This is a genomic window from Bradyrhizobium nitroreducens, from assembly GCF_002776695.1.
Lineage (GTDB): Bacteria > Pseudomonadota > Alphaproteobacteria > Rhizobiales > Xanthobacteraceae > Bradyrhizobium > Bradyrhizobium nitroreducens.
This window is the reverse complement of the sequence record NZ_LFJC01000003.1, coordinates 258,314-283,230: the sequence shown is the minus strand read 5'-3', so window position 1 is coordinate 283,230 and position 24,917 is coordinate 258,314. Positions and strand designations below refer to the sequence as shown.

General features: G+C 64.7%; 27 protein-coding genes. 12 read left to right on the top strand and 15 right to left on the bottom strand.

Annotation, left to right across the window (positions count from 1 at the left end; genetic code table 11):
- Positions 1-16 precede the first annotated feature (16 nt).
- From TSA1_RS01430 to TSA1_RS01410, 5 genes are all read left to right on the top strand, one after another.
- A complete protein-coding gene (locus TSA1_RS01430; RefSeq protein ID WP_100174770.1) occupies positions 17-607 on the top strand; it encodes an ANTAR domain-containing response regulator in 591 nt (196 codons plus the stop codon).
- Complete coding sequence (locus tag TSA1_RS01425) at positions 604-1,767, top strand: CmpA/NrtA family ABC transporter substrate-binding protein (protein WP_100174769.1); 1,164 nt, start codon at positions 604-606, stop codon at positions 1,765-1,767. The genes TSA1_RS01430 and TSA1_RS01425 overlap by 4 nt, the downstream gene beginning before the upstream one ends.
- 335 nt (positions 1,768-2,102) lie before the next feature.
- A complete protein-coding gene (locus TSA1_RS01420) occupies positions 2,103-3,884 on the top strand; it encodes a NirA family protein (RefSeq protein WP_174718689.1) in 1,782 nt (593 codons plus the stop codon).
- On the top strand, positions 3,881-5,488 hold the full coding sequence (locus TSA1_RS01415) for a sulfite reductase subunit alpha (RefSeq protein ID WP_100174767.1): 1,608 nt from the start codon (positions 3,881-3,883) through the stop codon (positions 5,486-5,488). Before TSA1_RS01420 ends, TSA1_RS01415 begins: the two co-directional genes overlap by 4 nt.
- A gap of 202 nt (positions 5,489-5,690) precedes the next feature.
- Positions 5,691-5,843, top strand: a complete 153-nt coding sequence (locus tag TSA1_RS01410) for a hypothetical protein (protein WP_174718688.1) — start codon at positions 5,691-5,693, stop codon at positions 5,841-5,843.
- An 87-nt stretch (positions 5,844-5,930) separates the two neighbouring features.
- Here the strand turns inward: TSA1_RS01410 and TSA1_RS01405 are convergent, their stop codons facing one another.
- From TSA1_RS01405 to pxpB, 3 genes are read right to left on the bottom strand one after another with little or no spacing between them, the layout of a single operon-like run.
- Positions 5,931-6,698, bottom strand: coding sequence for a LamB/YcsF family protein (locus TSA1_RS01405; RefSeq protein ID WP_100174765.1), 768 nt, complete (start codon positions 6,696-6,698; stop codon positions 5,931-5,933).
- A 33-nt stretch (positions 6,699-6,731) separates the two neighbouring features.
- Positions 6,732-7,769 (bottom strand): 5-oxoprolinase subunit C family protein, encoded by a 1,038-nt coding sequence (locus tag TSA1_RS01400; protein WP_100174764.1) that lies wholly within the window; start codon positions 7,767-7,769, stop codon positions 6,732-6,734.
- Positions 7,766-8,497 (bottom strand): 5-oxoprolinase subunit PxpB, encoded by a 732-nt coding sequence (gene pxpB, locus TSA1_RS01395; protein ID WP_100174763.1) that lies wholly within the window; start codon positions 8,495-8,497, stop codon positions 7,766-7,768. Before pxpB ends, TSA1_RS01400 begins: the two co-directional genes overlap by 4 nt.
- 254 nt (positions 8,498-8,751) lie before the next feature.
- Here pxpB and TSA1_RS01390 point away from each other — a divergent pair, with 254 nt between their 5' ends.
- Positions 8,752-9,450, top strand: coding sequence for a ribonuclease activity regulator RraA (locus TSA1_RS01390; RefSeq protein WP_100180914.1), 699 nt, complete (start codon positions 8,752-8,754; stop codon positions 9,448-9,450).
- Positions 9,451-9,470: 20 nt separating this feature from the next.
- Positions 9,471-9,875, top strand: a complete 405-nt coding sequence (locus TSA1_RS01385) for a (R)-mandelonitrile lyase (protein WP_100174762.1) — start codon at positions 9,471-9,473, stop codon at positions 9,873-9,875.
- A 140-nt stretch (positions 9,876-10,015) separates the two neighbouring features.
- Here the strand turns inward: TSA1_RS01385 and TSA1_RS01380 are convergent, their stop codons facing one another.
- The 3 genes from TSA1_RS01380 to TSA1_RS01370 all read right to left on the bottom strand — a co-directional run bounded on the left by TSA1_RS01380 (position 10,016) and on the right by TSA1_RS01370 (position 12,470).
- Complete coding sequence (locus tag TSA1_RS01380) at positions 10,016-10,372, bottom strand: hypothetical protein (protein WP_100174761.1); 357 nt, start codon at positions 10,370-10,372, stop codon at positions 10,016-10,018.
- Between the two features lie 174 nt (positions 10,373-10,546).
- Entirely contained in the window at positions 10,547-11,419 is an 873-nt protein-coding gene (locus tag TSA1_RS01375) for a DUF2147 domain-containing protein (protein WP_100174760.1), read from the bottom strand.
- 268 nt (positions 11,420-11,687) lie between these two features.
- Positions 11,688-12,470: a transporter substrate-binding domain-containing protein gene (locus TSA1_RS01370; RefSeq protein WP_100174759.1), complete on the bottom strand. Its 783-nt coding sequence runs from the start codon at positions 12,468-12,470 to the stop codon at positions 11,688-11,690.
- A 114-nt stretch (positions 12,471-12,584) separates the two neighbouring features.
- Here TSA1_RS01370 and TSA1_RS01365 point away from each other — a divergent pair, with 114 nt between their 5' ends.
- Complete coding sequence (locus tag TSA1_RS01365) at positions 12,585-13,088, top strand: DUF1993 domain-containing protein (protein WP_100174758.1); 504 nt, start codon at positions 12,585-12,587, stop codon at positions 13,086-13,088.
- 113 nt (positions 13,089-13,201) lie between these two features.
- On the opposite strand, the gene TSA1_RS39525 is transcribed toward TSA1_RS01365, so the two are convergent.
- The 6 genes from TSA1_RS39525 to TSA1_RS01335 all read right to left on the bottom strand — a co-directional run bounded on the left by TSA1_RS39525 (position 13,202) and on the right by TSA1_RS01335 (position 19,303).
- On the bottom strand, positions 13,202-13,690 hold the full coding sequence (locus TSA1_RS39525; protein ID WP_174718687.1) for a hypothetical protein: 489 nt from the start codon (positions 13,688-13,690) through the stop codon (positions 13,202-13,204).
- 169 nt (positions 13,691-13,859) lie between these two features.
- Positions 13,860-14,849: a hydroxyacid dehydrogenase gene (locus TSA1_RS01355; RefSeq protein WP_100174757.1), complete on the bottom strand. Its 990-nt coding sequence runs from the start codon at positions 14,847-14,849 to the stop codon at positions 13,860-13,862.
- Between the two features lie 34 nt (positions 14,850-14,883).
- Entirely contained in the window at positions 14,884-15,984 is a 1,101-nt protein-coding gene (locus TSA1_RS01350; RefSeq protein WP_100174756.1) for an ABC transporter ATP-binding protein, read from the bottom strand.
- 20 nt (positions 15,985-16,004) lie between these two features.
- Positions 16,005-16,916 carry a carbohydrate ABC transporter permease gene (locus tag TSA1_RS01345; RefSeq protein WP_025036339.1) on the bottom strand — a complete coding sequence of 304 codons (912 nt, stop codon included), beginning with the start codon at positions 16,914-16,916 and terminating at the stop codon, positions 16,005-16,007.
- Positions 16,916-17,854, bottom strand: a complete 939-nt coding sequence (locus TSA1_RS01340) for a carbohydrate ABC transporter permease (protein ID WP_100174755.1) — start codon at positions 17,852-17,854, stop codon at positions 16,916-16,918. The genes TSA1_RS01345 and TSA1_RS01340 overlap by 1 nt, the downstream gene beginning before the upstream one ends.
- A 108-nt stretch (positions 17,855-17,962) precedes the next feature.
- Positions 17,963-19,303, bottom strand: coding sequence for an ABC transporter substrate-binding protein (locus TSA1_RS01335; RefSeq protein ID WP_100174754.1), 1,341 nt, complete (start codon positions 19,301-19,303; stop codon positions 17,963-17,965).
- A gap of 468 nt (positions 19,304-19,771) precedes the next feature.
- Between TSA1_RS01335 and TSA1_RS01330 the strand changes: the two genes are divergently transcribed.
- Entirely contained in the window at positions 19,772-20,587 is an 816-nt protein-coding gene (locus tag TSA1_RS01330) for a Spy/CpxP family protein refolding chaperone (protein WP_100174753.1), read from the top strand.
- A 111-nt stretch (positions 20,588-20,698) separates the two neighbouring features.
- Positions 20,699-21,076, top strand: a complete 378-nt coding sequence (locus TSA1_RS01325) for a response regulator (protein ID WP_100174752.1) — start codon at positions 20,699-20,701, stop codon at positions 21,074-21,076.
- A 60-nt stretch (positions 21,077-21,136) separates the two neighbouring features.
- On the opposite strand, the gene TSA1_RS39520 is transcribed toward TSA1_RS01325, so the two are convergent.
- The 3 genes from TSA1_RS39520 to glk form a co-directional block, all read right to left on the bottom strand.
- The gene (locus TSA1_RS39520) at positions 21,137-21,292 is read right to left on the bottom strand and encodes a hypothetical protein (protein ID WP_174718686.1); all 156 of its coding nucleotides are present in this window, start codon (positions 21,290-21,292) and stop codon (positions 21,137-21,139) included.
- Between the two features lie 143 nt (positions 21,293-21,435).
- Positions 21,436-21,639 (bottom strand): hypothetical protein, encoded by a 204-nt coding sequence (locus TSA1_RS01320; RefSeq protein ID WP_100174751.1) that lies wholly within the window; start codon positions 21,637-21,639, stop codon positions 21,436-21,438.
- 146 nt (positions 21,640-21,785) lie between these two features.
- Positions 21,786-22,778: a glucokinase gene (gene glk / locus TSA1_RS01315; protein WP_100180912.1), complete on the bottom strand. Its 993-nt coding sequence runs from the start codon at positions 22,776-22,778 to the stop codon at positions 21,786-21,788.
- A 275-nt stretch (positions 22,779-23,053) separates the two neighbouring features.
- Here glk and pncA point away from each other — a divergent pair, with 275 nt between their 5' ends.
- Positions 23,054-23,680, top strand: a complete 627-nt coding sequence (gene pncA, locus TSA1_RS01310; protein WP_100180911.1) for a bifunctional nicotinamidase/pyrazinamidase — start codon at positions 23,054-23,056, stop codon at positions 23,678-23,680.
- Positions 23,681-23,696: 16 nt separating this feature from the next.
- On the top strand, positions 23,697-24,812 hold the full coding sequence (locus TSA1_RS01305) for an alpha/beta fold hydrolase (protein WP_100174750.1): 1,116 nt from the start codon (positions 23,697-23,699) through the stop codon (positions 24,810-24,812).
- Positions 24,813-24,917: the final 105 nt, after the last annotated feature.

The following is a 24,917-nucleotide window of genomic DNA, read 5'->3' as shown; positions in this document are numbered from 1 at the left end:
CTGCCGTGAGTGAGCCATGAGCGCCGAACAGTCGCCCAAAATCGTGATTGTCGACGAGAGCCCGATCCGGGCCGCGATCCTCCAGGAGGGGTTGCGGGAGGCCGGATTCACGCAGGTCGTCCATATCAGCGAGATGCAGAGCCTGCTCGCTCGTATTTATGCGGTCGACCCCGACATCATCCTGATCGATCTGGAGAACCCCAGCCGCGACGTGCTGGAGGCGATGTTCCAGGTCAGCCGCGCCGTAAAGCGGCCGATCGCGATGTTCGTCGACCAGAGCGATTCAGCCTCGATCCAGGCCTCGGTCGAGGCGGGGGTATCCGCCTATATCGTTGACGGACTGAGGAAGGAGCGCATCAAGCCGATCCTCGACCTCTGCGTGTCCCGCTTCAACGCCTTCGCCAGGCTTCAGGAGGAGCTCGATCGCACCAAGTCGCAGCTCGAGGACCGCAAGATCATCGAGCGCGCCAAGGGCATCCTGATGAAGGTGAAGGCCCTCACCGAGGACGAGGCCTATGTGCTGCTGCGCTCCACCGCGATGCGCGAGAAGAAGAAAATCGGCGAGATCGCCCAGTCGATCATCACCGCGTCGGAGATGCTGAAATGACGACCCCCCTCCGCATCGGGTTCATTCCGCTGGTCGATGCCGCAGCCCTGATCGTTGCCGTCGACAAGGGATTTGCCGCCGCCGAAGGCCTCGAAGTCGAGCTGGTGCGCGAGGTGTCGTGGTCCAACGTCCGCGACAAGCTCAATATCGGCCTGTTCGACGCGGCCCATCTGCTCGCGCCCGTGGCGATCGCGTCCTCGCTCGGGCTCGGCCATGTCAAGGTGCCGATCGCCGCGCCCTTCAATCTCGGCATCAACGGCAATGCCATCACGGTGTCGCCGGCGCTCCATGCGGCGCTGATGGAGGAGATCGACGGCGATCGCTTCGATCCCATGGTCACGGCGAGAGCGCTGGCGAAGCTGGTGGCCAAGCGGCGCAAGGCCGGGGCAGAGCCGCTGACCTTCGGTATGACCTTCCCGTTCTCGACCCACAATTATCAGCTGCGGTTCTGGATGGCGGCGGCTGGCGTCGATCCTGACGAGGATGTACGCCTCGTCGTGTTGCCGCCGCCTTACATGGTCGACAGTCTCGCCAATGGCCATGTCGATGCATTCTGCGTCGGCGCGCCCTGGAATTCGGTCGCGGTCGATCTCGGCATCGGCCACATCCTGCATTTCGTCTCCGACATCCTGGTGCGCGCCGCCGAAAAGGTGCTGGCGGTCCGTCAGGTCTGGGCCGACAAGAACCCCGACGTGGTCGCAAGCCTCGTGCGTGCGGCGGTGAAGGGGGCCGAGTTCATCGAGCAGCCCGCGAACCTCACTGAGGCGGCGCAGATCCTGGCGCGGCCCGAGCGGATCGGCGTCGATGCCGAAGTCATCCAGCGCACCCTGACCGGGCGCCTGAAGATTTCCCCTGACGGCACCTTCCGCGAAAGCGGCCGCTACCTTCTGGTGGGACGGGAGGAGGCGGGGCGCCCCGATCCGGTCCAGGCCGCCTGGCTCTATGCGCAGATGGTGCGGTGGGGGCAGACCGCGCTCACGTCCGAAGGCGTCAAGACGGCGATGTCCGTGTTCAGGCCGGACCTTTACGACGCGGCGCTGGGCCGCCGGCCGCCCGAGCAGGATCCCGCGGCGTTCGGGGCATTCGCCGGCCCGGTGTTCGATCCCGACAACATCCGAGGGCATCTTGAGGCCTTCGAGGTGGGGCGCTGGAAGGCCTGATTCGGCCCTGCATTATTTTTGAGCAAATTCTGTCATCGGCTAAATTTTGAGCCGCGTGCTCGAATTTCGTGAGCCATGGGCGGCCCGGGATTATCCGGACAGGTCCCTAATCATTTGAAATCACTGCAATCCCGCTTTGGTGAAAGCTGGCACGCAACTTGTATGTTGCACTGCGGCCAGCATGTCACAGATGCCTGCTGAGCCAAGTCCCGCAGCAACGAAGCTGATCGGACCGTTGGGTGCAAAGCCGGCTCTTGAGCCAGCCCAAAGCCTCGCGGGTCGCGCAATTTTCCGTCGATACCACCCAGGTGGCCGCAGGAGCTTCGTTACTTCCCATGAAACTCGAAACAGTCTCAGTCGACTTTACCGACGAGCAGAAGCGCTATCTCGAAGGTTTTACGACCGGTCTTCAGATCAGCCGGGTCGGGCGCGGCCTTGGCGGCGGCGCCGGCAAGGCGAATGCCGAGCCCACCGGTCCCGATGCCGTGCACATCAAGGCGCAGGACAAGGTGATCGCGTCGGGCAAGAAGCTTGCCGACCAGGAGAAGTTCAAGCGCGACGAGCATCCCTTCGATGCTTATCCGCGGTTGCGCCAGCAGGCGCTCGACAACAGCCCGCCGAGCCCGGCGGATAATTTCCGCTGGCGCTATTACGGCATCTTCTACGTCGCGCCGACGCAGGACTCCTACATGTGCCGCCTGCGCATTCCGAACGGCATCATGAAGCACTGGCAGCTGTCCGGTCTTGCCGATCTCGCCGACGAGCTCTGCGGCCCCTATAGCCACGTCACCACGCGCGCCAATCTGCAGCTCCGCGAGATCCCGCCGAAACACGCCGTGAAGCTGCTCGAGGGCATCCAGGAACTCGGCCTGTGCTCGCGCGGCTCCGGCGCCGACAACATCCGCAACGTGACCGGAACGCCGACGGCGGGCATCGATCCGCAGGAAATCCTCGACACGCGGCCCTATGCGCGTGAGTGGCACTACCACATCCTCAACGATCGCTCGCTCTACGGCCTGCCGCGCAAGTTCAACGTCGCCTTCGACGGCGCCGGCAGGATCGCTGTGCTCGAGGAGACCAACGACATCGCTTTCACCGCCTATGAAGTGAAGGACGGTTTTGGCGTGGAGCCGGGCGTCTGGTTCCGGCTCGGCCTCGGCGGCATCACCGGCCACAAGGACTTTGCCAAATACTCCGGCATCATCGTCAAGCCGGAGCAGGCGACCGCTGTCGCCGACGCCATCGTGCGCGTGTTCATCGACCATGGCGACCGCACCAACCGCAACAAGGCGCGGCTGAAATACGTGCTCGACGCCATGGGCCATGACGGCTTCCTCAAGCTGGTCGAGGAGCGGCTGAAGACGTCGTTCACGCGCGTGCCGGAAGAAGCCTTCGCGCCGCGGCCTGCGGCGGATCGCATGGCCCATGTCGGCGTGCACAAGCAGAAGCAGGACGGTCTCAACTGGATCGGCGTGTCGCTCACGCTCGGCAAGCTCAGCTGCGACCAGATGCGGGGCCTTGCCAAGGTCTCGCGCGACCTCGGCGACGGCGAGATCCGCCTGACGGTCTGGCAGAACCTCTTGATCTCAGGCGTGCGCGACGAGAATGTCGAGCTTGCCGTTGCCGCGATCAAGCAGATCGGGCTCGCGGTCGAGGCTTCTCACATCCGCGCCGGACTGATCGCCTGCACCGGCAATGCCGGCTGCCGTTTCGCCGCTGCCAATACCAAGCGCAACGCCGCCGAGATCGGCGACTGGTGCGAGCCGCGCGTCGCCATGGACAAGCCGGTCAACATCCACGTCACCGGCTGCCATCATTCCTGCGCGCAGCACTACATCAGCGACATCGGCCTGATCGGTGCGCGCGTGCCGATCAACGATGAGGATACGGTCGAGGGCTATCACCTCTTCACCGGCGGCGGGTTCGGTCCCGATGCGGATGTCGGGCAGGAGGTCTATCACGACCTCAAGGCCGAGGACGCACCGAAGACGGTCGAGGGACTGCTCAAGGCCTATATGGCCCACCGCGCCACGCCTGACGAAACCTTCCTCTCCTTTGCGCGCCGCCATGACGGCGAGACGCTGCGCAAGCTTGCCGATGCACAGGTGTCCGCATGAACCAGATCACCCCTCCGCCGAGACTCGATATCATTCCTCCCAGCGCCCCGTTCTCCGACGCGCAGCGGTCCTGGCTGAACGGCTTCTTTGCCGGGCTGCTGTCGCCTGATGTGGCTGCGCCCCTGTCGGCGGAGCAGGGCGCCGCCATCATGCAGGCCGGTGACGGCGACGACGGTGAAGCGCCGTGGCATGACCAGACCATGCCGATCGCCGACCGGATGAAGCTCGCCGAGGGCCGCCCCGTGCGCCGCAAGATGATGGCGGCCATGGCGCAGCAGGATTGCGGCCAGTGCGGCTACAATTGCCACGACTATTCCGAGGCGATCGCGAGCCGCAGCGAGGCGCGGCTCAATCTCTGCGTCCCCGGCGGCAAGGAAACCGCGCGGATGCTGAAATCGCTGTACGAGGAGCTCGACAAGGCGCCCGCAGCGAAAGCCCCCGAGAAGGCGGACGCGGTGACCGCGCCGGCCGTGACCGTGACCATCGCCGAGCCCGGCCGGTCGCGCGACAATCCGACCGAGGCGACCTTCCTGTCGCGCCGTCTGCTCAACAAGGGCAAGTCGGAGAAGGAGACCTACCACGTCGAGTTCGATCTGTCCGAGAGCAAGCTCGACTACGTCGTCGGTGACAGTTTTGGCGTGTTCGCGCGCAACGATGTCGGCCTCGTCGATCAGATCATCGCGCTGCTCGGCGCCTCCCACACCACCAAGGTCAACGGCAAAACGTTGCGCGAGGTGCTGATCGACGACGTCTCGCTGTCGCCGGCACCGGACTCGCTGTTCGAGCTGATCTCCTTCATCACCGGCGGGGCGGCGCGCGAGAAGGCAAGGGCGCTGGCGCAGGGCGAGGATCCCGATGGCGATGCGGCGACGCTCGACGTGATGGCCGCGCTGCAGAAGTTCTCCGGCACGCGGCCGCATCCGGAGGCCTTCGTCGAGGCGCTGGAGCCGCTGCAGCCGCGACTCTACTCGATCTCCTCGTCGCACAATGCGACGCCCGGAAAGCTCTCGCTGACGGTCGATTCCGTGCGCTACGTGATCGGCAAGCGCAAGCGCATCGGTGTCGCCTCGACCTTTCTCGGCGAGCGCATCAATGAGGGCGAGAAGCTCAAGGTCTATGTGCAGAAGGCACATAATTTCGGCCTGCCGCAGGATCCGAAGACGCCGATCATCATGGTCGGCCCCGGCACGGGCATCGCCCCGTTCCGTGCCTTCCTGCTCGACCGCAAGGCGACCGGCGCGCCCGGCAAGAACTGGCTGTTCTTCGGCCATCAGCGCAGCGATTGCGATTTCTTCTACCAGGACGAGCTCAACGCGATGAAGACCTCGGGTCAATTGACGCGGTTGTCGCTGGCCTGGTCGCGCGACGGCGAGAAGAAGTTCTACGTGCAGGACCGCATGCGCGAGGTCGGCCGCGAGCTGTGGACGTGGCTCGCCGAAGGCGCGCATTTCTACATCTGCGGCGATGCCAAGCGCATGGCCAAGGACGTCGAGCGCGCGCTGGTCGACATCGTCGCCCAGTTCGGCGCGCGTTCGACCGACGAGGCCGTCAGTTTCGTCGCCGAGCTCAAGAAGACCGGGCGATTCCAGGCTGACGTGTACTGACCGTCGTCGCTCAACGTTCGCCGAGCCGGTTCCAACTGGCTCGGATTTGAACGAATAAGATTCTCGGAATCCGCGTCTGGAGAGAATTTACCTCTGTGATGCGGCCTTCTCGGAGGAGGCGCATCGCTATTTTCGCCACCGTCTTGCTTCCCGCCCTGGTTGATCCCTCATAATCCCGCAAATGGGGCGTTGGAGATCGACCATGCGCGAGCTATCGGCGGAAGCTAGGTTGCACTTCTACGCGCGCTCACTGTCACGCCGGACCGTGGCGAACGCCCATCACCTTGGGCTCTACAGCGCCTTCGCCGTCATCGCCGCGATCGTGTTCGGCACGCTGTCGGTGCACCCGTTCTAGGTTGTCGTTCCGGGGCGGCGAAGCCGAACCCGGAACCTCGAGATTCCGGGTCTGATGCTTCGCATCATCCCGGAATAACGACAAACATCACCCGCGCTTGAACGGCGCCACTTCTATGCCGGCTTCCTTCAACGCCTGACGCAAGGTCCGCGCGATCTCGACGGCGCCGTGCGTGTCGCCGTGGATGCACACCGTATCCGTGCGCATCTTGATGACCTTGCCGGTCACCGACACCACCGCGCCGTCCTGCACCATGCGCACCACTCGGTCGGCGATCGCCTTGGCGTCGTGCAGCACCGCGCCGGGCTTCTTGCGCGAGACGAGGTTGCCGTCGTCCTCATAGGCGCGATCGGCGAACACCTCGTGCACAACAGGCAGATTGGCGTCCTCGCCTGCTTTCACCAGCTTTGAATTGGCGAGCACGACGAAGATCAAGCTGGGGTCGACCGCCTTGATGCCGGCGGCGATCGCCTTCGCCGTCATGTCGTCCTCGCAGGCGACGTTGGAGAGCGCGCCGTGCGCCTTCACATGCGTGACCTTGTGGCCCGCCGCGGTCGCGATCGCCTGCAACGCGCCGATCTGGTAGGCGACGAGGTTTTCGATCTCGGAAGCCTTCAGGCCCGCGATCGGATGCCGGCCGAAGCCGTGCAGGTCGCGGTAGCCGGGATGGGCGCCGACCGAGACGCCGCGCGCCTTCGCCAGCTCGACCGTCCGGCGCATGATGTCGGGGTCGCCGGCATGGAAGCCGCAGGCGACGTTGACCGAGCTTGCCAGCTCGATCATCGCGGCGTCGTTGCCCATCTCCCACGCGCCAAAACCTTCGCCGAGGTCGCAATTGAGATCGATCGTCTTCATGGGTGCTCTCCGCCTCTGGTCTTGTCGTTACGTTTAGGGCTCCGCGGTGACCTGCCAGGTTCCGGCATCGACGGCGCTCACCGCATAGCCGGCGACGTTGGCGTCGCTGAGCGCCTCGATGTTCAGCGCGACGCCGTCGGCCGCGCGCAGGCGATCGGGCAGGTTCTTGATCATTTGCGCGAATTTGCGCGCCTCGTCCTGCGCCTCGGCCATGCTGACGGCCTTGAAGCGGAACGCCGTTCCCGCCGAGGTCTGGGCGAGGCGGCCGATGTCGGCGGTGATCACGGTGGCGATCTTTGGATAGCCGCCCGAGGTGCCGCGGTCCATCATCAGCGCGATCGGTGCGCCGTTGCCGGGCACCTGGATGCTGCCATTGACGGTGCCGTCGGAGACGATGTTGTGGCCGTGAAGATGCTTGATCGCGGGACCTTCGAGCCGGTAGCCCATGCGGTCCGAGGTCGCCGAGATCTTCCACTCGCTATCCAGGAACAGCGCCTTGTTGGCGTCGTCGAACTCGTCGTCCTGCGGCCCCAGCACGACGCGGATCGGACCGCTCGGGGGCTTCGGCAACTCGATCCGCAGCTCCGGCGTGCCGCTCGCGGCATCGACCGTGAAGTCGTCGCCGGCCTGAAGCGGGCGCGGGTAGGGGCTGCCGAGACCGGCGCGGGCATTCACCGCGAGACTGCCGAACACCGTCTCGCCCTTGATGGCGCCTTCGATGGCGAGATACGTGAACGCACCGCCGCGGGCAAAACCCAGCGTCAGTGTCTCGCCGTCCTTCAGCGTCACCGACGAGTCCATGGCGAGCGGGTTTCCTGCGACGTCCGCATTGCGAGGCGCGCCTGAAATCGCGACGCGCACGGCGCCATCGCGCGCGGTGAAGGACGCGCCAAACGGGCCGATCTCCACGGCCGCTGCGAACGGCTCGTTGCCGACGAGCGTATTCGCCGCGGCCAGCGATAGCCGGTCCATCGCGCCGCTGACCGTCAGGCCATAGCGCTGCGCGCCGTGGCGGCCGCCGTCCTGAACGGAGCTTGCCGGCCCGATGCTGGCGACGACGAGCCGGCTCATGCGTTCACCTGCTCGGCGACGATCTCGCCGGCCTCGGCGGCGCGGTCCAGTTCCTCAAAGCTCTTGTGGTCGATGGCGAAGAACGTCACGCGATCACCGGGTTCAGTCAGGAAGGTCGGGTTGCGGTGGAGCTGATAGGTTCGCACCGGCGTGCGGCCGAGCAGATGCCAGCCGCTGGGGGCGGCGAGGCACTGGATGCCGGCCTGGACGCCGCCGATCGAGATCGTGCCGGCCGGCGTCAGCAGCCGCGGCGATTGCCGGCGCGACATGTGCAGGGATTTGTCGAGGCCGCTGAGATAGGACCAGCCCGGCGTGAAGCCGATCATGGCGACCTTGTAGTCGCCGCCCGCATGCCGGGCGACGATGTCGTCGGGCGTGGTGCTCAGCGCCTTGGCGACATCCTCGAGATCGATGCCATGCTCGCCGCCATAGGCGACGGGAATGCGCCAGCGGCGTGCCTTGGTCACCGGCGGCGGCGGCTGGATCGCGATCGGAAGCAGCTTGTCGCCGAGCGCATCGAAACCGATCTTGCAAGGGTCGTAATGCACCAGCAGCGAGCGATAGGTCGGCACCGTCTCGGTGATGCCGTCGATGGGGCTTGCGGCGAGCGCCTTGTCGAGCGCCAGCACGCGCTGGTTGGCGTCGTCGTCGATGGTGCGGCTGAACTCGACCGTGACGGCGCTGTCGCCACTGGGCAGAAGGCGGGGCGGGGGAAGCGTCGCGGCCATGAGCTGTCGAAGAGCTGTCGAAATCGGGCTTCGGGAGAGCGCGGGCTCGAGCTCGAGTTCCGCCTCACCCCTGCTTCGCGTAAATGCGCCCGCAAGTCCAATAAATTAATCCGGGGGGATACGATAAAGCCTTGTTATCGCGGCGCATAACGGCCCGGCTCTGCATTTCTGCAGGTCTATTGGCCCTTGACGCAAAGCTCGCGGCTCGCAAGATGCGCGCGTTCTTTCCTGCACCTCGGAGCTCGTTCTCGTCCATGTCGCTGTCCCCCGAAGCCCGCAAGACCCTCGCCGGCATCACCACTGCCACCATCACCACGGTCCTGCTCAAGAAGGGCCTGCGCAATGTGTGGATGCGGGGCGCGCGGCCGCTGCGCCCGGGCCTGCCGCGCCTGGTGGGACCGGCGTTCACGCTGCGCTTCGTGCCGGCGCGCGAGGATCTGGCGACACCGGAATCCTGGTCCTCGCCGATCTCGACCCGCACCGCGATCGAGGCGATGCCCGAGGGCTGCATTGCCGTGGTCGACGCCATGGGCATCACCGACGCCGGCATCTTCGGCGACATTCTCTGCGCCCGCATGGTCAAGCGCGGCGTCACCGCGCTCGTCACCGACGGCGTCGTGCGTGATGTCGAGGGTGTGCTCGGCACCAATCTTCCGGTGTGGTGCGACGGCTATGCCGCGCCGCCGTCGGTTGCGGGCCTGACCTTCGTCGGCTGGGGTGAGCCGATCGGCTGTGGCGGCGTTGCCGTTTTCCCGAACGACATCGTCGTCGCCGACCAGGACGGCTGCGTGCTGATCCCGCAAGCGATGCTCGATCACGTGCTCAACGAGGGCGTCGAGCAGGAGCGGATGGAAGCCTGGATCGTCAACGAGGTGAACAACGGCGCCGCGCTGCCCGGTCTCTATCCCATGAACGCCGAAACCAAGGCGCGCTACGCCGCCAGCAAGAAGTAACAGGAAACGAGGTAACCCCCATGGACATCACGCTCGCCGGCACGCGGCCAACCCGCCGCGCGCCGAAGGAACACTTCACCGGCACCGTGTTGCAGGATCCCATCAACATGGCGCCCGCGCCGGCGCGGTTGAACGTCTCGCGCGTCGCATTCGAGCCCGGCGCCCGCACCAACTGGCACCATCATCCGCTCGGGCAGACGCTCTACGTGATTTCCGGCGTCGGCCGCGTCCAGACCAAGGGCGGGCCGGTGCAGGAAATCCGTCCCGGCGACACCGTCTGGATTCCGCCGGGTGAAGTGCACTGGCACGGCGCCTCGCCGACCAACAGCATGTGCCACATCGCCATGCAGGAAGCGCTCGACGGCGTCTATTCGACCTGGCTTGAGCCGGTCACGGACGCTGAATACGGCGCGCCGCTGGGCTAGCCTCCCGTGTCCCGGACAAGATGCATCGCCTATGGCGATGCGTCGCTGATCCGGGACCCAGACCTTCCAGCGATCAAAATGCTGGGTCCCGGCTCTGCGCAGCAACGCTGGCCGTTGCCGCTTGTCCGGGACACAAGGCATTACATTCTCTCTGCCGTCCACGTGCCCGTGCACAGCGCGCCGCGCCAGGTGCCGGAGCCGGAACTGCCGCTGAGGCGGCCGAAGCCGACGGCGCGCTTGATGCCGGTGCTCAAGGTGACGTTGATGCTGCCGGCGTCCGCGACGCGGCCCGACGCCGACACTGCGGCGTTGCTCGATGCGATCAGGCCGTTGCTGATGCCGATCGCGACGGTCGCGCCGTTGCCGCAAGTCTCGCTCGATGAGGCGATGCGGACATTCCATGCACCGTCGAAAGTGGAGGTCGCCGCGCCTGCCTGCGTCAGCGGGAAGGCGATGGCGACGATGGTGGCGAAGAGACCTTTGCGAAAGCCGTTCATGACACGCCCCTTGGGTGACCATGCGGGGAACCTGACATGGGCGCGGAACCGGCGATGTGAGACCCGTCACGCGCGCGGGAGGCTCTGTGAGGTAGCGCGCCTCGCCAATCTCGCGGCAAAAGCAAAGGGGCCCGGTTCGCGGGCCCCTTGCAGTCGGATCGTCGATGTCGAAACTCAGTTCACCCGCGTCCAGGTCTGGCCGCCGCAGAACATGCCGCCGAAGGCGCAGCCCTGCACGCGCAGGCGGTCGGTGCCCTTCATCGCGATGGTCGAATCGTAGGTCGAGCCGGAGTTCGGATCGAGGATGCGGCCGGACCATTTCTGGTCCTTGCCGGGCTTCATGTTGATCAGGACCTGCTCGCCGTTCTGGTTCGATTTGCTGTCGACCGAATAGCCACAGAGATTGCTGCCGCACTGCTCGATGCGGACCTTGCCTTCCTTCTCCTCGGTGAGCCAGATCCCGAGCGGTGAATTGAGATCGCGGGTGGGCGCAGCCGCCGGGGCAGGCGGAGCCACGGCCGCAGCCTGAACCGGGGCAGGTGCGGGGGTCGCCGGAGCGGGGGCCGGAGGCGGCGCAGGAGGGGCCGCGGCTACGGTCGGGGCCGGCGGTGGTGTCACGGCGGGAGCGGCCTGCTGCGTGGCCGGCGCGGGCGCCGGAGGAGGCGCGGGCGGCGGCAGCACGACGGTCTCGGCCGGCGCGTTGCTCGCGGTTGCCGCCGCAGGCGGAGCCGGCGGGGGCGCCACGGCTGCGGGTGCAGGCGCCTGCGCAGCCGCGGGAGGCGGGGGGACTGGGGCGGGAGCCGGCGCAGCCGGCGTCTGCGGCTCGACCGTGGCTTGCTGCGGCGGCTGCTGGCCCGGCGCCGTCTCGTTCTTCTTGGCCTTCTTGGCCTTGGGCTGGCCGGTGTTGTCGTAGACGCCGGGAATCTGCACCGTGCCGCGGTCCGGATCGATGCGGATGGTGCGCCCGTTATACTCGAAGGTGTACTGCGCCTGGGCAGCTGTGCTCGCCAGCAAAAGGAATGTGGCCGCAGCCAACAGCTTCCTCATTTCGGATCTCCTCAACAGATGGTCCCCGCACCGACGCTTAGGCGACGGTCCGATCGCAAAAAGTGATCTAGATCACTGTCTCGGTATGAGTCGTCGTCCCGCTGTCCCGGGTTCAATAGCTCAGGGGCCGGTCCAAAGTGAGGCCGCGGCAAGCGACAGGAGGACGCGGCCTGAAGCGCCGTTCCAGTGCAATTGGAACGGATTCCAGCCTCCGACGTCACCGCACTTTCCAGACGCGGCCGGTCCTTCGCTTCGCCTTGAGAACGCTCTAGTCGAACCAGGCGGCGTAGATCTTCCTGTAGCTGCCGTCTTCCATGGAAATGTGCAGCCATTGGTCGACGAAGGCCTTCAGGGCCACGTCGCGCTGGAGCCAATAGGCCTTCTCGGAGAAGTCGAACGGTTTGTCCGGATGCACCGCGCAGAGCACGCCCTGATGCTGCTTCTGCTGGTAGCGCGTCTCGGAGGCGTCCGTCATCATCAGATCGGCATTGCCCTTGGCGATCTCGTCGAAGATCACGGTGTTGTCGGGGAAGACGGTGATGTCGGCGTCCTTGATGTTGGCGCGCGCGAAGCGCTCGTTGGTGCCGCCGGGATTGACGATGACGCGGGTGCCCTTCTTGTCGATGTCGGCGATGCTCTGGTACTTGCCGACGTCGGCGCAGCGCGTGATCGGCGTCTTGCCCTCGCGCATGATGGGCGTCGAGAACAAGCCCTTCTTCTGCCGGTCGAGCGTGACCGAGACGCCGCCCATGGCGATGTCGAACTGGTCGGCCTCGAAATCCTTCATCAGCTTCGGCCAGGCCGTGGCTACGAACTCGACCTTGACCCCGAGCGCCTTGCCGAGCGCTTCCGCCATGTCGACGTCGAAGCCGCTGAATTTCTGCGTCGCCTTGTCCAGATAGGTGAAGGGCTTGTAGTCGCCGGTCATGCCGACGCGCAGGGTGCCGCGCTTGACGATCTCGTCGAGACGCGAGGGTGATGCCTGCTGCGCGTAGGCCGAAAGGTTTGCCAGCAACGCAACGGCGACAGCTGCCACGATTCGAACGATCATCTCTTCTCCACCCCTGCGCGAGCTGTCATTGTGCAGCTCTCCAAAGCTGGATTTAGACCAGATGCCAGTCGCTGGCGAGACGGAATTGAAAGGATTCTCGACGTGACGATCTCGATGTACGAGGCCTCGGTCGGCCTGTTCGTGCCTTACCTGCGCAACCTGTCTGCGCTGCTTGACAAGGGCGTCGCCTGTGCCGAGGCGCGCAAGTTCAACCCGACGGTCCTGCTCGGCATGCGCCTTGCGCCGAACATGTACGACCTCGCGCAGCAGGTCGGCGAGGCCTGCCGCCATGCCGTGGTTGCGCCGGCCTTGCTGGCAGAGTGCGAGCCTGTGGCGCTGCCCCCGCTCGAGCACGACATGGCCGGGCTGCAGGCGCGCATCGCGACGTCGATCGAGTTCATTGAAAGCCTGCCGCGCGCGGAGATCGACGCGGCGGCGGAACGGAACGTCTTCTTCAAGCTGAAGAACGGGACCGAGCTGCCCTTCACCGGGCGGACGCTGCTGCTGACGTTCAGCGTCCCGCAATTCTTCTTTCACGTCACGACCGCCTACGACCTGTTGCGGCACGCAGGCGTCGAGCTGGTGAAACGGGACTTCCTCGGCCCGCGCGAGCGCTAACCATCGCGCTTTAGAGCATTTTGGGTTCTGATTGAATCAGAACCGAAGCTCTAGATTCTTGTTTTGACGCGTTTTCTTCACGCGAACGGGTGTCCACTTCGCTCGAAAACGCTCTAGGCTTCGCCCTTGCGCTCGTAGTCGGCGAGCGAGCTGCGGCCGGCGATCTCGCTGCGCAGCAGCTCGAAGCGCCTCTGCGCCTCGTCCTCCTGGACGTCGACGAAATGCACCGCGGCCTCGCTCGTCATGGGGCCGCTGACCACGGGCGCGGATTGCTCGCCGATGGTCTCGTGCACGTAGTACTGGCCGTCATCGCCGCGATGGACCGTCCATTTGAGCCGGATCGCCACCATGGGGCCGGGCCCGACCTTGCTATAACCATCGGCGTCGGTGTGCTCCGGCACCAGCGGCTGCTCCTCGACGACGGGATGGTCGTCGAGAGCCCGCGGCTCGTCGATGTCTGCCTGCTCGTCGGAAGCCAGGTGCTCACGCTCTCCGGCGACCACGATTTCGGTCTCGGTCTGGCGAACGACGAGAACGGGCTCGGGCTCCAGGATGCTGGCGATGGTCGCCAGCGCGTGGTCGGTCGGGTCGATCTCTGACAAGGCTCCATCCTCCAGCTCGACGCGGCCGGCCAGTCTGTCCCACTGCCGCCGCGGCTCGGCTTATTACGCGCGTTTGATTAAGGCTGAGTTGGGGCTCGATCTGCACCAAAATGGGACGCATTCTGGCCTTCCGAAGGCGGATGGGTTGACCATCCGCCTTGGGTCGCGTTCAGCCCAGCACGTCCTGATTGATGACGTTCTGCGTGATGGGATCCCCGTCCAGCACACTCAGGATGTTGCGCGCGGTCTGCTCGCTCATGCGCTGGACCGCCTCGACCGTGACGCCGGCGACGTGCGGGGCGATGATGACGTTGGGCAGGGCGAACAGCGCGTTGCTGACCGGCGGCGGCTCCACCTCGAACACGTCGATGCCGGCACCGGCGAGCTTACCGGAGACCAAGGCGTCGTAGAGCGCTGCTTCCTTCACGATGCCGCCGCGTGCGGTGTTGATGAGATAGGATCTCGGCTTCATGCGGCCGATCCTGGCAGCATCGAACAGGCCGACCGTCTCCGGCGTCTTCGGGCAGTGGATGGTGACGAAATCGGCGTGAGGCAGCGCTGCGTCGAGGTCCGCGACCGGCTCGCAGCCGGCGGCCTTGATCTCGGCGGCGGGCTTGTAGGGATCGTAGACCTGCACTTTCATTTCCATGGCCAGGCACCGCTTGGCGGTACGGGTGCCGATGCGACCGAAGCCGATGATGAGCACGGTCTTGCCGTAGAGATCGAACGGCAGCATGCCGAGCCGGTCGGCCCATTTGCCGTTCTTGACGCAGGCATGCAGCTCCTGCGCGCGCTTGGCCAGCGTCAGCATCATGAACAGCGCCTGCTCGGCAACCGAGGGCGAGTTGGCGCTGCCTGCCACCATCAGCGGCACCTTGCGGCGGGAGAGGGCGGGCACGTCGACGGCGTCGTAGCCGACGCCGATGCGGGTCACCACCTTCATGTCCCCGGCGGCTTCGAGCTCGGTCTCGCCGAAGGCGGTCGCGCCGAGCGCGACGCCGTGGACCGGCGCATGACTCTTCAGCAAGGCCTCGAAATCCCGGGCCGAGATCAGGTTCGCGAACTCGACGAGCTCGATATCGTCGCGCTGGGTGAGGAGGGCGCGCGCCCCTTGCGACAAAGTTTGTGTAACGAAAATCTTCTTCTTGTTGGTCGCCATCGTCCCCTGCCTGCACGAGTTTCTTGAACCGGCGTCATAACACGGCGCCGGTCGCCTCGTTTAGCAGGTGCATGTTATTGAGGTCCATCGCCAAACGCATGGGAGCCCCGTCCTTGGCGCCGGCATTGGGATCGACGCGGCCGCAGACCGGCGTGCCGTCGAGCCCGAAATAGACCAGGGTCTCCATGCCCATCGGCTCGGTGACGTCGAGCACGGTGTCGAAGGACTCCACGCCCGGTCCGAGATGCGCGTGCGACTCGGTGAGATGCTCGGGGCGGATGCCGAGGAGCAGCTTCTCCGTGCGCGGCAGCGTGTTGTAGCGCGCGGCGCGTGCCGGCGGCAGCGCGAAGGCGATGCGGTCGGTCAGACGGATCTGCAGCGTGCCGCCGACATCCTCGAGCCGGCACGGCAGGAAGTTCATCGCGGGCGAGCCGATGAAGCCGGCGACGAAGCGCGTTGCCGGCTTGTGGTAGAGCTCGTTCGGCGTGCCGATCTGCTCGATCCGTCCCTTGTTCATCACCACGACGCGATCGGCCAGGGTCATCGCCTCGACCTGGTCGTGGGTGACGTAGACGGTGGTGGTGCGTACCTTCTGGTGCACCTTCTTGATCTCGATCCGCATCTGCACGCGCAGCTTGGCGTCGAGGTTGGACAGCGGCTCGTCGAACAGGAAGACCTTCGGGTTGCGGACGATGGCGCGGCCCATCGCAACGCGCTGGCGCTGGCCGCCCGAGAGCTGCTTCGGCTTGCGGTCGATCAGGTCGGTGATGTCGAGCAGGCGGGCGGCCTCCGTCACCCGCGCCTTGATCTCGGCCTTGGGATAATGCTTCAGGCGCAGCCCGAACGACATGTTCTCCGCGACCGTCATGTGCGGATAGAGCGCGTAGTTCTGGAACACCATCGCGATGTCGCGGTCCTTCGGCGGCACGTCGTTGACGACATCGCCGCCGATCATGATGTCGCCGTCGCTGATGTCCTCGAGGCCTGCAATCATCCGCAGCGTGGTCGACTTGCCGCAGCCGGACGGGCCGACCAGCACGATGAACTCGTGGTCGGCGATGTCGAGGTCGATGCCGCGCACGGCCTCGACGTCGTCGTAACGCTTGACTACCTTCCGCAGAGCAACGTCAGCCATCGAACTTCAGCTCCTCACCATCAACCCTTTGTCGCACCGGCGGTCAGGCCGGCAATGTAGTAGTCCATCAGGAACGCATAGATGATCAGCGGCGGCGCCGCGCCGAGCAGCGCGCCGGTCATGATCTGTCCCCAGTTGAAGACGTCGCCCTTGATCAGCGTGGTAATGATGCCGACGGGCAGCACGAGCTGGTCCGTGGAGGTCGTGAACACGAGCGGATAGAGGAACTGCGCCCAGGACACGGTGAAGGCGAAGATGGTCGCGGCGATCAGCCCCGGCAGCGCCACCGGAATGAAGATCCGGGTCAGCGTCTGGAACCAGGACGCGCCATCGATGATGGCGGCCTCGTCAAGCTCCTTGGGGATCGATGCGAAGTAGCCGATCATGATCCAGGTGCAGAACGGGACCGTCAGCGTCGGATAGATGAAGAGCAGGACGTACCACCGGTTGATGAGCTGGATGCCAGTCCAGTCGCCGAACAGCGCGAACACCTTGAACAGCGGAATGAAAAGCAGGCTGTCTGGGATGAGGTAGGTCAAGAACACGCCGGTCGCCAGCGTGGCCGACCCCCAGAACCGCATCCGCGCCAGGGCAAATGCCGCGGGCACGCTGATCAGCATCGTGATGGTGACCACGAATATCGAAACCAGCGCGGAATTCCAGAAGAACCTCAGGAACTGGTTCGATGTCAGCAGGCCGACATAGTTCTCGAGCGTCGGGTGGAACACCCACCAAGGATTGGTCGCCGCCGAGATTTCGGCGCTGCTCTTGAGCGAGGTGATCAGCATGTAGATGGGCGGCAGCAGCGAGAAGATCGCAAACAGCGTCAGAAAGAAGTACGACCATCGCAGCGCCCATTTGCGGTCGCGGCTCATGCTTCCATACTTGACGGTGCGCGTCGGTGCGGCCTTGTCGATCGTGACTGAGCTCATCAGGCTTCATTCCCGCGCTTGTTGACATCCCGCAGGATGAATATCGCTGCGACCGCCAGGATCGGCACCATGAACAGGGAGACGCTGGCACCGAGCGGAATGTCGCTCCCCTCGATGCCAATCCTGAAGGCCCAGGTGGCGAAGATGTGGGTGTGGTCGAGAGGGCCGCCGGCGGTCAGGATTCGTACGATGTCGAAATTGGCAAAGGTGACGATCAGCGAAAACAGCGTCGTGATCGCGATGATGTTGCGCATCATCGGCAACGTTACGTACCAGATGCGCTGCCACCAATTGGCGCCGTCGATCGCCGCCGCCTCATAGAGCTGTTCGGGCACCGACTTCAGCGAGGCCAGATACATGATCATGAAGAACGGCGCGCCGTACCAGACGTTGACCAGAATGACGGAAAAGCGCGCCCAGGCCGCATCGCCGGTCCACGGGATCGGGCCGATTCCGAAAAACGACAGCGTATAGTTGAACGCGCTGTAGGAGGGATCGAACAGCCACAGCCATGCGAGCGTACTCATCGCGGGTGGGATCACCCAGGGCACCAGCAGCATGCCGCGCCATTTGCGCTGACCCTTGGCCGGAATGTTATGGACGAAGTGCGCGACGATGAAACCGATCAGCGCCTTGAAGAACACGGCCGTGATCGCGAAGATGCAGGATTGCTTGACGACCAGCCAGAACGTGTCGCGCTTGAACAGGAATTCGAAATTGCCGAGACCGACGAATCTCTGCATCGACTTGTTGAGGGTCGCCAGATGCAGCGAATAGAACGCAGGATAAAGCACCAGAAGCGCGATGAGGATGATCAGCGGCAGCGTCATCAGGAACGCCGCGGTGGATTTGCGTTTGAGCGCCTTCTGCAGACTGGAACGTTTTCGCGCCGGTTGCGCTGTGCCAACCCTGTCCGGCTGCAATGCGACGTCCGCCATGATGCATTTTCCTCGCGCGGTCTGGTTCAAAGAGCTCGGTTACGGAACATTCGAGAGCAGGGGCGCCGCAAGACGACACGCGGCCGCTTGCGGCGACACCTGGCCGGCTCAGCTCCGCATGAAGCCTTCGCACTCGCCTTCGGCCCAGGCGAGCGTCTTTTCCATCGCTTCACCCTGATGATAACGCAAACACATCTTGGTCAGCGTGGCCTGCGCGTAGATCTGCTGTGCAATCTTCGGCGGCGCGGGCGAAGCTGCGATCGACAGCGTTTGATGCTTGTAGGGGTTCGGATAGTGATAGAGCGTGCCTTTCGGCGGCCCTTCCTCCTGCCAGACCTTCAGCGTCGTCAGCTTCTCATAGGCCGGTAGGTCGTAGCCGCCGCTCGCGACCACCATCTTTTCGATGGCCGCCGGCTTCGACAAATGGACCAGGAGGCTCTTCGCCGCGTCCTTGTTCTTCGAGAAATTCCAGATGCTCCAGAAGTATGGCAGGTAGGGAGCAAAGCGCCCCTTGGGTCCGGCCGGGAATCCGTGCGTCCAGCATTGCTCCGCAACCTGCGGCGCGTCGCGCTTGGCGACGGCCCAGGCGCTCGGCGGGTTCATGATCATCGCGCCCCTGCCGGAGACCAGCCATTTATTGTTGGATGCGTCGTCCCAGGCCGCGACGTCGGGCGGCAGGAAGTTGATCAGCTTCTTGTAGAAGTCGAGTGCCTGACGAACTGCATCGGTCTTGACCGTGAGATTGCCCTTGGCATCGACGAGCTGAGCGCCGAACGAGAGGAAGATCGCGCCCGCCGTATCGACATTGTCGGTCGTCTCGCCGAGGCCGATCCCGAACGGGAAGCCTGCCTTGTGACAAGCTTCGGCAGCTTTCAGGAACGTTTCGAGCGTCCAGTTGTCGGCCTTTGGTTCAGAACCGGCCGGATACATCTCCTGTACGTCGATGCCCGCGTGCTTCTTCATCAAATCGATGCGGGAGCAGGGGCCCTTGATTTGACTGCCGACGCAGGCGGGAACGCCGAGCCACTTGGTCCCGGCCGTGCCGAGATACTTGGCTGTGCCGTTCACCTCTCCGTTCTCGGCGATGATCGGCTTCATGATGTCGCTGACATCCTCCAATTGCTCGGCGTTGGAGTGGGCCCACCATGTCGGCATCGCGAAAATATCATGGCCCGACTTGGCTTGCGCTTCGGCGGCAATGGTGAGCAGGTTCTTGTTGCCCTGGCTTGGGATGTAGTCGATCGTAACTTCGACCTTCTCCTTGGCGGCCCATTCGTTGACGAGGTCGGTCGAGGCCTTGTTGGCGCCGGGGACCCAATGGTCCCAGAAGCCGATCGAGAGCTTGCCGGCGGCGTAAGCGCCCCGGACGTAGGGCGCCGTGATCAGCGCCGCGGAGGACATTGCAGTGGCAGCCACAAATTGACGTCGCGTCAGTGTCTTGCGTGACATCTCGTTTCCTCGCTTGGGTGTTGTTGTTGGAGTTTCCTCTAAGACTTCTTTTTCCGAGTTTCTTGTTGTTCGATTTTCTTATTGGTGCCGTCGGCCCGATCGAAATTCACGCAGGCCGCAGCAAATTGGTAGCGCGATCAGATCATGATTGATCGCGTCTGTCGAGAAAGCCGAACGTGCCCGCGCATAGAACTAACGTTGCGTGCCGGAACGCTCACGTGTCGCGCCCGCTCGTCCGTCCCGATCGCTTGTTTGCGATGCACACTTGACGTGAACCGGCCTGGAACGATCCGTGCGCAATTACGCCGCAGTTTCGAATGAGCCTGCATAACCGCTTCGCGCGAAAGAGTTTTCGGACGTGGACAGCACTTGGCTGCGTCTGGACCGCGGCGCGGCGGAAACGATAGAGTTGCAGTTGCGGGGAGCTCCCGCTCCAACAGGCCAGTCAGATCGACGATGGAGACGAGAATGATCAACCCGGCGCCGTCAGCGCGGCTTCACATGCGGCGATGGTTTGCGCTGGGGGCCGTGCTCGCGCTGCTGCTCGGTGGAGCCGCAGTGGCCGATGCTCAAGGTTTGGTCAAAGGCGTTCAGGATGGCGCGGCCGCCGGAAACAAAGCGGCGGGTCCGGTCGGTGGCGTGCTCGGCGGCGCAATCGGCGGCGTGGTCGGCGTCTTCACCGGCGTGCTCGGTGTCGGCAACAACAATGGCAATCAGGCTCCTGCGGCGAAGGACAACACGGCCAAGGACAACACGGGCAAGGACAACACGGGCAAGGATGCCAAGCAGCAGGGTGCCGCCAAGGACAAGGATGCCAAGAGCGCCAAGGCGGGAAAGGGCGCCAAGGCGAGCAAGGAGGCGAAGAACGCACCACAGGGCAAGGACAATAAGGACGTCACGGTCCTCACACAGCCCGGCGCGCCGCAGCAGACCGCCGAACAGATCGTTGCCAACAGCGATTCCTATATCGAGCGGATCAAGACCGAGCTGAACCTGACGCCCGATCAGGAGAAGCATTGGTACGGTTTCTCGAGCGCAATGCACTACTTGGGGCATAATGGTGCAGAGCGGCTCAACTTGCGGGTTGCCCGCGCCAAGCGGGATCCGCCCGATGACATCATCGAGCAGATGCGCAACGAGGCGCAGTTCCTGATCGACCGTGCCGCCGATCAGCGCAATGTCGCCGACGCCGCCGAGCCGCTGTATTCGAGCCTCGACGACAAGCAGAAGCAGGTCTTCATCCAGGCGATGGTGCGCCTGAGCCACGAGCGGGGATTGGATTGATCAAGTTGAATCGGATCGGGCGCGTGCGAATTAACGGCGCCCACCACGAATTCGTGTATCCCATTCGCGATTGAGGTATGATTATCTTCGCAAGCTGACTGCGGGGTTGATATGGCGGACGGACTCTCCGTTTTCCTGGTCGAAGACGAGGCGTTGATCCGGATGATGATCGCCGACATGGTGGTGGAACTCGGCCACCACGTCGTCGCGGAAGCGGACAATGTCCGGGACGCCAGCGCGTTCGCGATGACCGCTCAATATGATCTGGCCATCCTCGACATCAATCTCATGGGCGTCTACGTCGATCCCGTCGCCGACCTGATCGAGCGTCGCGGCAAGCCGTTTCTGTTCGCCACCGGCTACGGGCCGGAACTGCTGCCGTCCTTGCTCCGGCGCAGGCCGATCCTGCGCAAGCCCATCGCGATGGATCAGCTCAAGGCGATGATCGATTCGATGTTTCCGGGTCCCGCGCCCCAACCGCCGCACTGAGCCATAAGGAAAATGGCCGCCCTCAAGGGCGGCCATTTGGCGATGGAACTTGTGGCGGTCTCACACCAGGGCGGCGCCGAGGTCGATGCCGTACGCCATCAGGCCGAACGAGGCGACCAGGCCCGTGCAGCACAGCAGCAAGATCGTCTTGAAGGACGAATCGGAAAAACGCGTTTCGGCGACGGCCGGCATCGCGGCAAGCGAAATCATGCTCATGTTCATTCCCCCCTTGTTGATCCTGAATTGCATCAGGTGAGGGAACTTCTAGAGCAAAAAGTTTGACACGAGATTGCGAGGCGTCGTTAACGGAGTCGCAATCGAAGCTCGCGTCCTCGCCGGCCGCGGCCGGATTGCAAGCCTCAGTTGCGGCCGTTCTTGAGCACCGTGGCAATGGTCTGGGCGGTCATGGCGGCCCGGTCCGATGCGCGCTGGGCGGCCAGCCGGTCCCGCGCCTTTTCCTCGATCAGGAGGTCGATCAGTGCCAGCCGCTTGTCTTCGTCGTCCGCCTCGCTCAGCAGGCGGTGATAGCGGTGATAGTCGAAACCCACATCCTGCTTACGCATGTCACGCCCCCGCAACTACGCCACACACACGGCGGGATTGTTTCCCATCCGAAACAGGCACGCAAGCAGGATCCCGTCCGGAGGGGCGTCTGCGCAGCAATCAGCTGTGCATGACTGGAACCGCCAGCAGCTGAGACGAGCGGATCTCAACCCGCCTGGGAATCGGCAAACATCTTCAGGCCGACGAAGCTCGCATCGGGTTTGATCACGAGCCGCGTCGGGATGTTGCGCAAATAATCCTGGAAGCGTCCCTTGGCTTCGAAGCGGGCCCTGAATGCGGAAGCCATCAGGAACTCGGGAAAGCGAGGCACGATTCCGCCGGCGACATAGACGCCGCCTCGGGCGCCGAATGTCACCGCGAGATTGCCGGCGACTGAGCCCAAGATGGCGCAAAACATGTCCAGCGCTTCGCGGCTGACGGGACAGCTGCCTTCCAGCGCGGCCTTGGTGATAGCAGCAGCATCGCGGTGCGGCACCTGGGCGCCGTCAACCTCGGCCAAGGCCTCGTAGAGGTTTTGCAGTCCGGAACCCGAGAGCGCGCCGCGCTCGATGGAGACGTGGCCGAGCCGTCGGCGAAGGCACGCGATCACACGCTCCTCGCGCTCATTCTCGGCCGGCAGGGTCGCGTGTCCGGCCTCGGTGACGACGGCCAGGCGCGCGCCATGGCGCTCGACCAGACAGGACACGCCAAAGCCGGTTCCGGGGCCGATCACCAGCATCGGCTCTCCCGGCAGGCCGTCGCCTCCGCCGAGCGGAATGAGATCGGCAGACTGCAAGGCGGGGAGGGACCAGGCGACCACCTCGAAATCGTTGAGGACATGGACGCTGTCGAAGCCGAGCGCCGGCCGCAATTCGTTGCCATCGATGACCCAGGGGCTGTTGGTCATGACGCAGCGGTTGTTGGTGACAGGACCCGCCACGGCCAGCACTGCTCTTTGCGGCTGCTGGCCGCAGGCCCGCCGCGCGAGGACGTCCGCAATGGCCTCCCGGACGGTTGGGAAGTCGGCGACCTTCACATAGTCGATGGGGCTTGCTTGATCGAATCGGCCGAGGCCCAATTCGCTCCGGCTCAGCGCGAAGCGCGCATTGGTGCCGCCGATATCGGCGAGAAGTATCTGTCCAGTGTTGCCGATATCCATGCCGGTATTCATAACCTCGTGGCTGCCGCCGCCCGCTGGCCGCGGCACCCTGTCCTCCACGCCTTCGACCCGATCCGCCTGTCGCCGACAGTGCGAGAATCCGCCCTGGGATGCGCCTAGTCAACACGGACGGGGCGAAACCGTTGCATGCTGGCGGTCGTCCGGTGACCAATTCGCGTTGCAAGGCGACGGCGGTTGCGAAGCAGCGCGGGAAGACCGACACTAAGGGGGGCCTGTCCGGCGCCGCCGCGCCGGGGCCATCGAAGAGGCCGGTGATGAAGATTTCCGACCGTGACGTGCTGCTGGCGATCGACGTGCAGAACGACTTCTGCAGCGGCGGGGCGCTCGCCGTTCCCGGCGGCGAGAAGGTCGTCCCTGCCATCAACCGCATCGCCCAAAGATTCGGCAATATGGTTCTGACCCAGGACTGGCATCCGCGCGACCACGTCTCGTTTGCGCCGAACCATGTGGGCAAGCAGCCGTTCCAGACCATTGAGCTCGACTACGGCACCCAGGTGCTCTGGCCGGCGCATTGCGTGCAGGGCAGCTCCGGCGCCGAATTCCATCGCGATCTCGACGTCACACGCGCGAGCCTCGTGGTGCGCAAGGGCTTTCGCCGCGGCATCGATTCCTATTCGGCCTTGTTCGAGAACGACAAGAGGACGCCGACCGGCCTGCTCGGCTATTTGCGCGAGCGCGAGCTGAAGACCGTCTTCGTCGCCGGGCTTGCGCTCGATTTCTGCGTCCGCTTCTCGGCAGAGGACGCCCGCAAGGCGGGATTCGAGGTCGTCGTCATCGAGGAGGCCTGCCGCGGCATTGATCTCGACGGTTCGGTGACCGCGACGCATCGGAGCTTTCGACAGTGCGGCATTTCGGTGGTCGGCCTGGAGGCGTTCCTGTGAAGATCGTGAGATAGCCATGGTGGACAAGGCCCGCAAAGAGAAGGGCGCACAGGACGCTAGCCCGGAGGATCCGCTGCTGTGGCCGTTCGCGGCGGCGCGCCTCGCCATGGATTCCTGCTTCTGGTGGCTGGAGGGCAGCCCGGTCGAGCAGGACGAGAGCTGTCTGGCCTGGACGACGCCGAACGATGTCGCGCTCGAGCTCGCGACCATGCGCCTGCGCGATTGCTCGAAAGACAAATCCGGCGCGCCGGCGCTGGTCTGTGCGCCCTATGCATTGCACCGGGCGCTGATCGCCGATTTCGCGCCCGGCCACAGCGTGGTGCAGTCCCTGCAAGCCGGCGGCATCGACCGGGTCTATCTGACCGATTGGCGCTCGGCGACGCCGGACATGCGCTATCTCTCGATCGACAGCTATCTCGGCGATCTCAACGTCGCCATCGACGAGATCGGCGCGCCGGTGGATCTGGTCGGCCTGTGCCAGGGCGGCTGGTTGTCGCTGCTCTATGCGGCGCGCTTTCCGGCCAAGGTGCGGCGGCTGGTGCTAGCAGGCGCTCCCGTCGACCTGTCGATCGAGTCCTCGTTGCGCCGGCTCACCCGCAACGCACCCGAGATGGTCTACCACCAGCTCGTCGCACGCGGCGGCGGCAATGTCAGCGGCGGGGAGATGCTGCGCTTGTGGTCCAAGGCGCCGAACCGCGATGATATCGTCGCGGCTTTGCAGAGAGACCTGTCGGACGAGGAGGGGGCGGCTCTGCTCGCGCGCTTCGAGCGCTGGAACGCGGAGACGCTTGATCTGCCGGGCACGTATTATCTGGAGATCGTCAACCGGATATTCCGGGAGAACCGGATCGCTGGCGGCAGTTTCGTCGCACTTGGTCGCACGATCGATCTGAAGGACGTCAAGGCACCGGTCTTCCTGCTGGCGGGGCTCGACGACGACGTCGTGCCGGCTGCGCAGGCGCTGGCCACCGCGGGGCTCCTCGGCACGCCGCCGGCCTTCATTGCGGCGGCCTCGGAGCCGAGCAATCACCTCGGCCTCTTCATGGGCGCGCGCACCCATGCGCACGCCTGGCCGCGGATCGCCGCCTGGCTGCGCGACGACCTGCCCGGCGTACTGGCCCGCCGCGCCTGAAATCGCCAGGCGCTGGCCAAGCGGCCCTGCAAATCCGTTATGCATGACGGCGGATGGCCTGCACGGGCCCCGGCCGATGGGCTACATAGGGTCCGGAGCCGACGG

Excerpts from the sequence above, each read along its gene's own strand:
- TSA1_RS01405 (WP_100174765.1), bottom strand. The coding sequence starts at position 6,698 with ATGAAGACGATCGATCTCAATTGCGACCTCGGCGAAGGTTTTGGCGCG.
- TSA1_RS01335 (WP_100174754.1), bottom strand. The coding sequence starts at position 19,303 with ATGTCACGCAAGACACTGACGCGACGTCAATTTGTGGCTGCCACTGCA.
- TSA1_RS01420 (WP_174718689.1), top strand. The coding sequence starts at position 2,103 with ATGAAACTCGAAACAGTCTCAGTCGACTTTACCGACGAGCAGAAGCGC.
- glk (WP_100180912.1), bottom strand. The coding sequence starts at position 22,778 with ATGGATATCGGCAACACTGGACAGATACTTCTCGCCGATATCGGCGGC.
- TSA1_RS01375 (WP_100174760.1), bottom strand. The coding sequence starts at position 11,419 with ATGAGGAAGCTGTTGGCTGCGGCCACATTCCTTTTGCTGGCGAGCACA.
- TSA1_RS01325 (WP_100174752.1), top strand. The coding sequence starts at position 20,699 with ATGGCGGACGGACTCTCCGTTTTCCTGGTCGAAGACGAGGCGTTGATC.
- TSA1_RS01385 (WP_100174762.1), top strand. The coding sequence starts at position 9,471 with ATGGACATCACGCTCGCCGGCACGCGGCCAACCCGCCGCGCGCCGAAG.
- TSA1_RS01380 (WP_100174761.1), bottom strand. The coding sequence starts at position 10,372 with ATGAACGGCTTTCGCAAAGGTCTCTTCGCCACCATCGTCGCCATCGCC.
- TSA1_RS01415 (WP_100174767.1), top strand. The coding sequence starts at position 3,881 with ATGAACCAGATCACCCCTCCGCCGAGACTCGATATCATTCCTCCCAGC.
- TSA1_RS39520 (WP_174718686.1), bottom strand. The coding sequence starts at position 21,292 with ATGAGCATGATTTCGCTTGCCGCGATGCCGGCCGTCGCCGAAACGCGT.
- TSA1_RS01340 (WP_100174755.1), bottom strand. The coding sequence starts at position 17,854 with ATGGCGGACGTCGCATTGCAGCCGGACAGGGTTGGCACAGCGCAACCG.
- pxpB (WP_100174763.1), bottom strand. The coding sequence starts at position 8,497 with ATGGCCGCGACGCTTCCCCCGCCCCGCCTTCTGCCCAGTGGCGACAGC.
- TSA1_RS01350 (WP_100174756.1), bottom strand. The coding sequence starts at position 15,984 with ATGGCTGACGTTGCTCTGCGGAAGGTAGTCAAGCGTTACGACGACGTC.
- TSA1_RS01425 (WP_100174769.1), top strand. The coding sequence starts at position 604 with ATGACGACCCCCCTCCGCATCGGGTTCATTCCGCTGGTCGATGCCGCA.
- TSA1_RS01390 (WP_100180914.1), top strand. The coding sequence starts at position 8,752 with ATGTCGCTGTCCCCCGAAGCCCGCAAGACCCTCGCCGGCATCACCACT.
- TSA1_RS01355 (WP_100174757.1), bottom strand. The coding sequence starts at position 14,849 with ATGGCGACCAACAAGAAGAAGATTTTCGTTACACAAACTTTGTCGCAA.
- TSA1_RS01305 (WP_100174750.1), top strand. The coding sequence starts at position 23,697 with ATGGTGGACAAGGCCCGCAAAGAGAAGGGCGCACAGGACGCTAGCCCG.
- TSA1_RS01370 (WP_100174759.1), bottom strand. The coding sequence starts at position 12,470 with ATGATCGTTCGAATCGTGGCAGCTGTCGCCGTTGCGTTGCTGGCAAAC.
- TSA1_RS01430 (WP_100174770.1), top strand. The coding sequence starts at position 17 with ATGAGCGCCGAACAGTCGCCCAAAATCGTGATTGTCGACGAGAGCCCG.
- pncA (WP_100180911.1), top strand. The coding sequence starts at position 23,054 with ATGAAGATTTCCGACCGTGACGTGCTGCTGGCGATCGACGTGCAGAAC.
- TSA1_RS01365 (WP_100174758.1), top strand. The coding sequence starts at position 12,585 with ATGTACGAGGCCTCGGTCGGCCTGTTCGTGCCTTACCTGCGCAACCTG.
- TSA1_RS01320 (WP_100174751.1), bottom strand. The coding sequence starts at position 21,639 with ATGCGTAAGCAGGATGTGGGTTTCGACTATCACCGCTATCACCGCCTG.
- TSA1_RS01345 (WP_025036339.1), bottom strand. The coding sequence starts at position 16,916 with ATGAGCTCAGTCACGATCGACAAGGCCGCACCGACGCGCACCGTCAAG.
- TSA1_RS01330 (WP_100174753.1), top strand. The coding sequence starts at position 19,772 with ATGATCAACCCGGCGCCGTCAGCGCGGCTTCACATGCGGCGATGGTTT.
- TSA1_RS01410 (WP_174718688.1), top strand. The coding sequence starts at position 5,691 with ATGCGCGAGCTATCGGCGGAAGCTAGGTTGCACTTCTACGCGCGCTCA.
- TSA1_RS01400 (WP_100174764.1), bottom strand. The coding sequence starts at position 7,769 with ATGAGCCGGCTCGTCGTCGCCAGCATCGGGCCGGCAAGCTCCGTTCAG.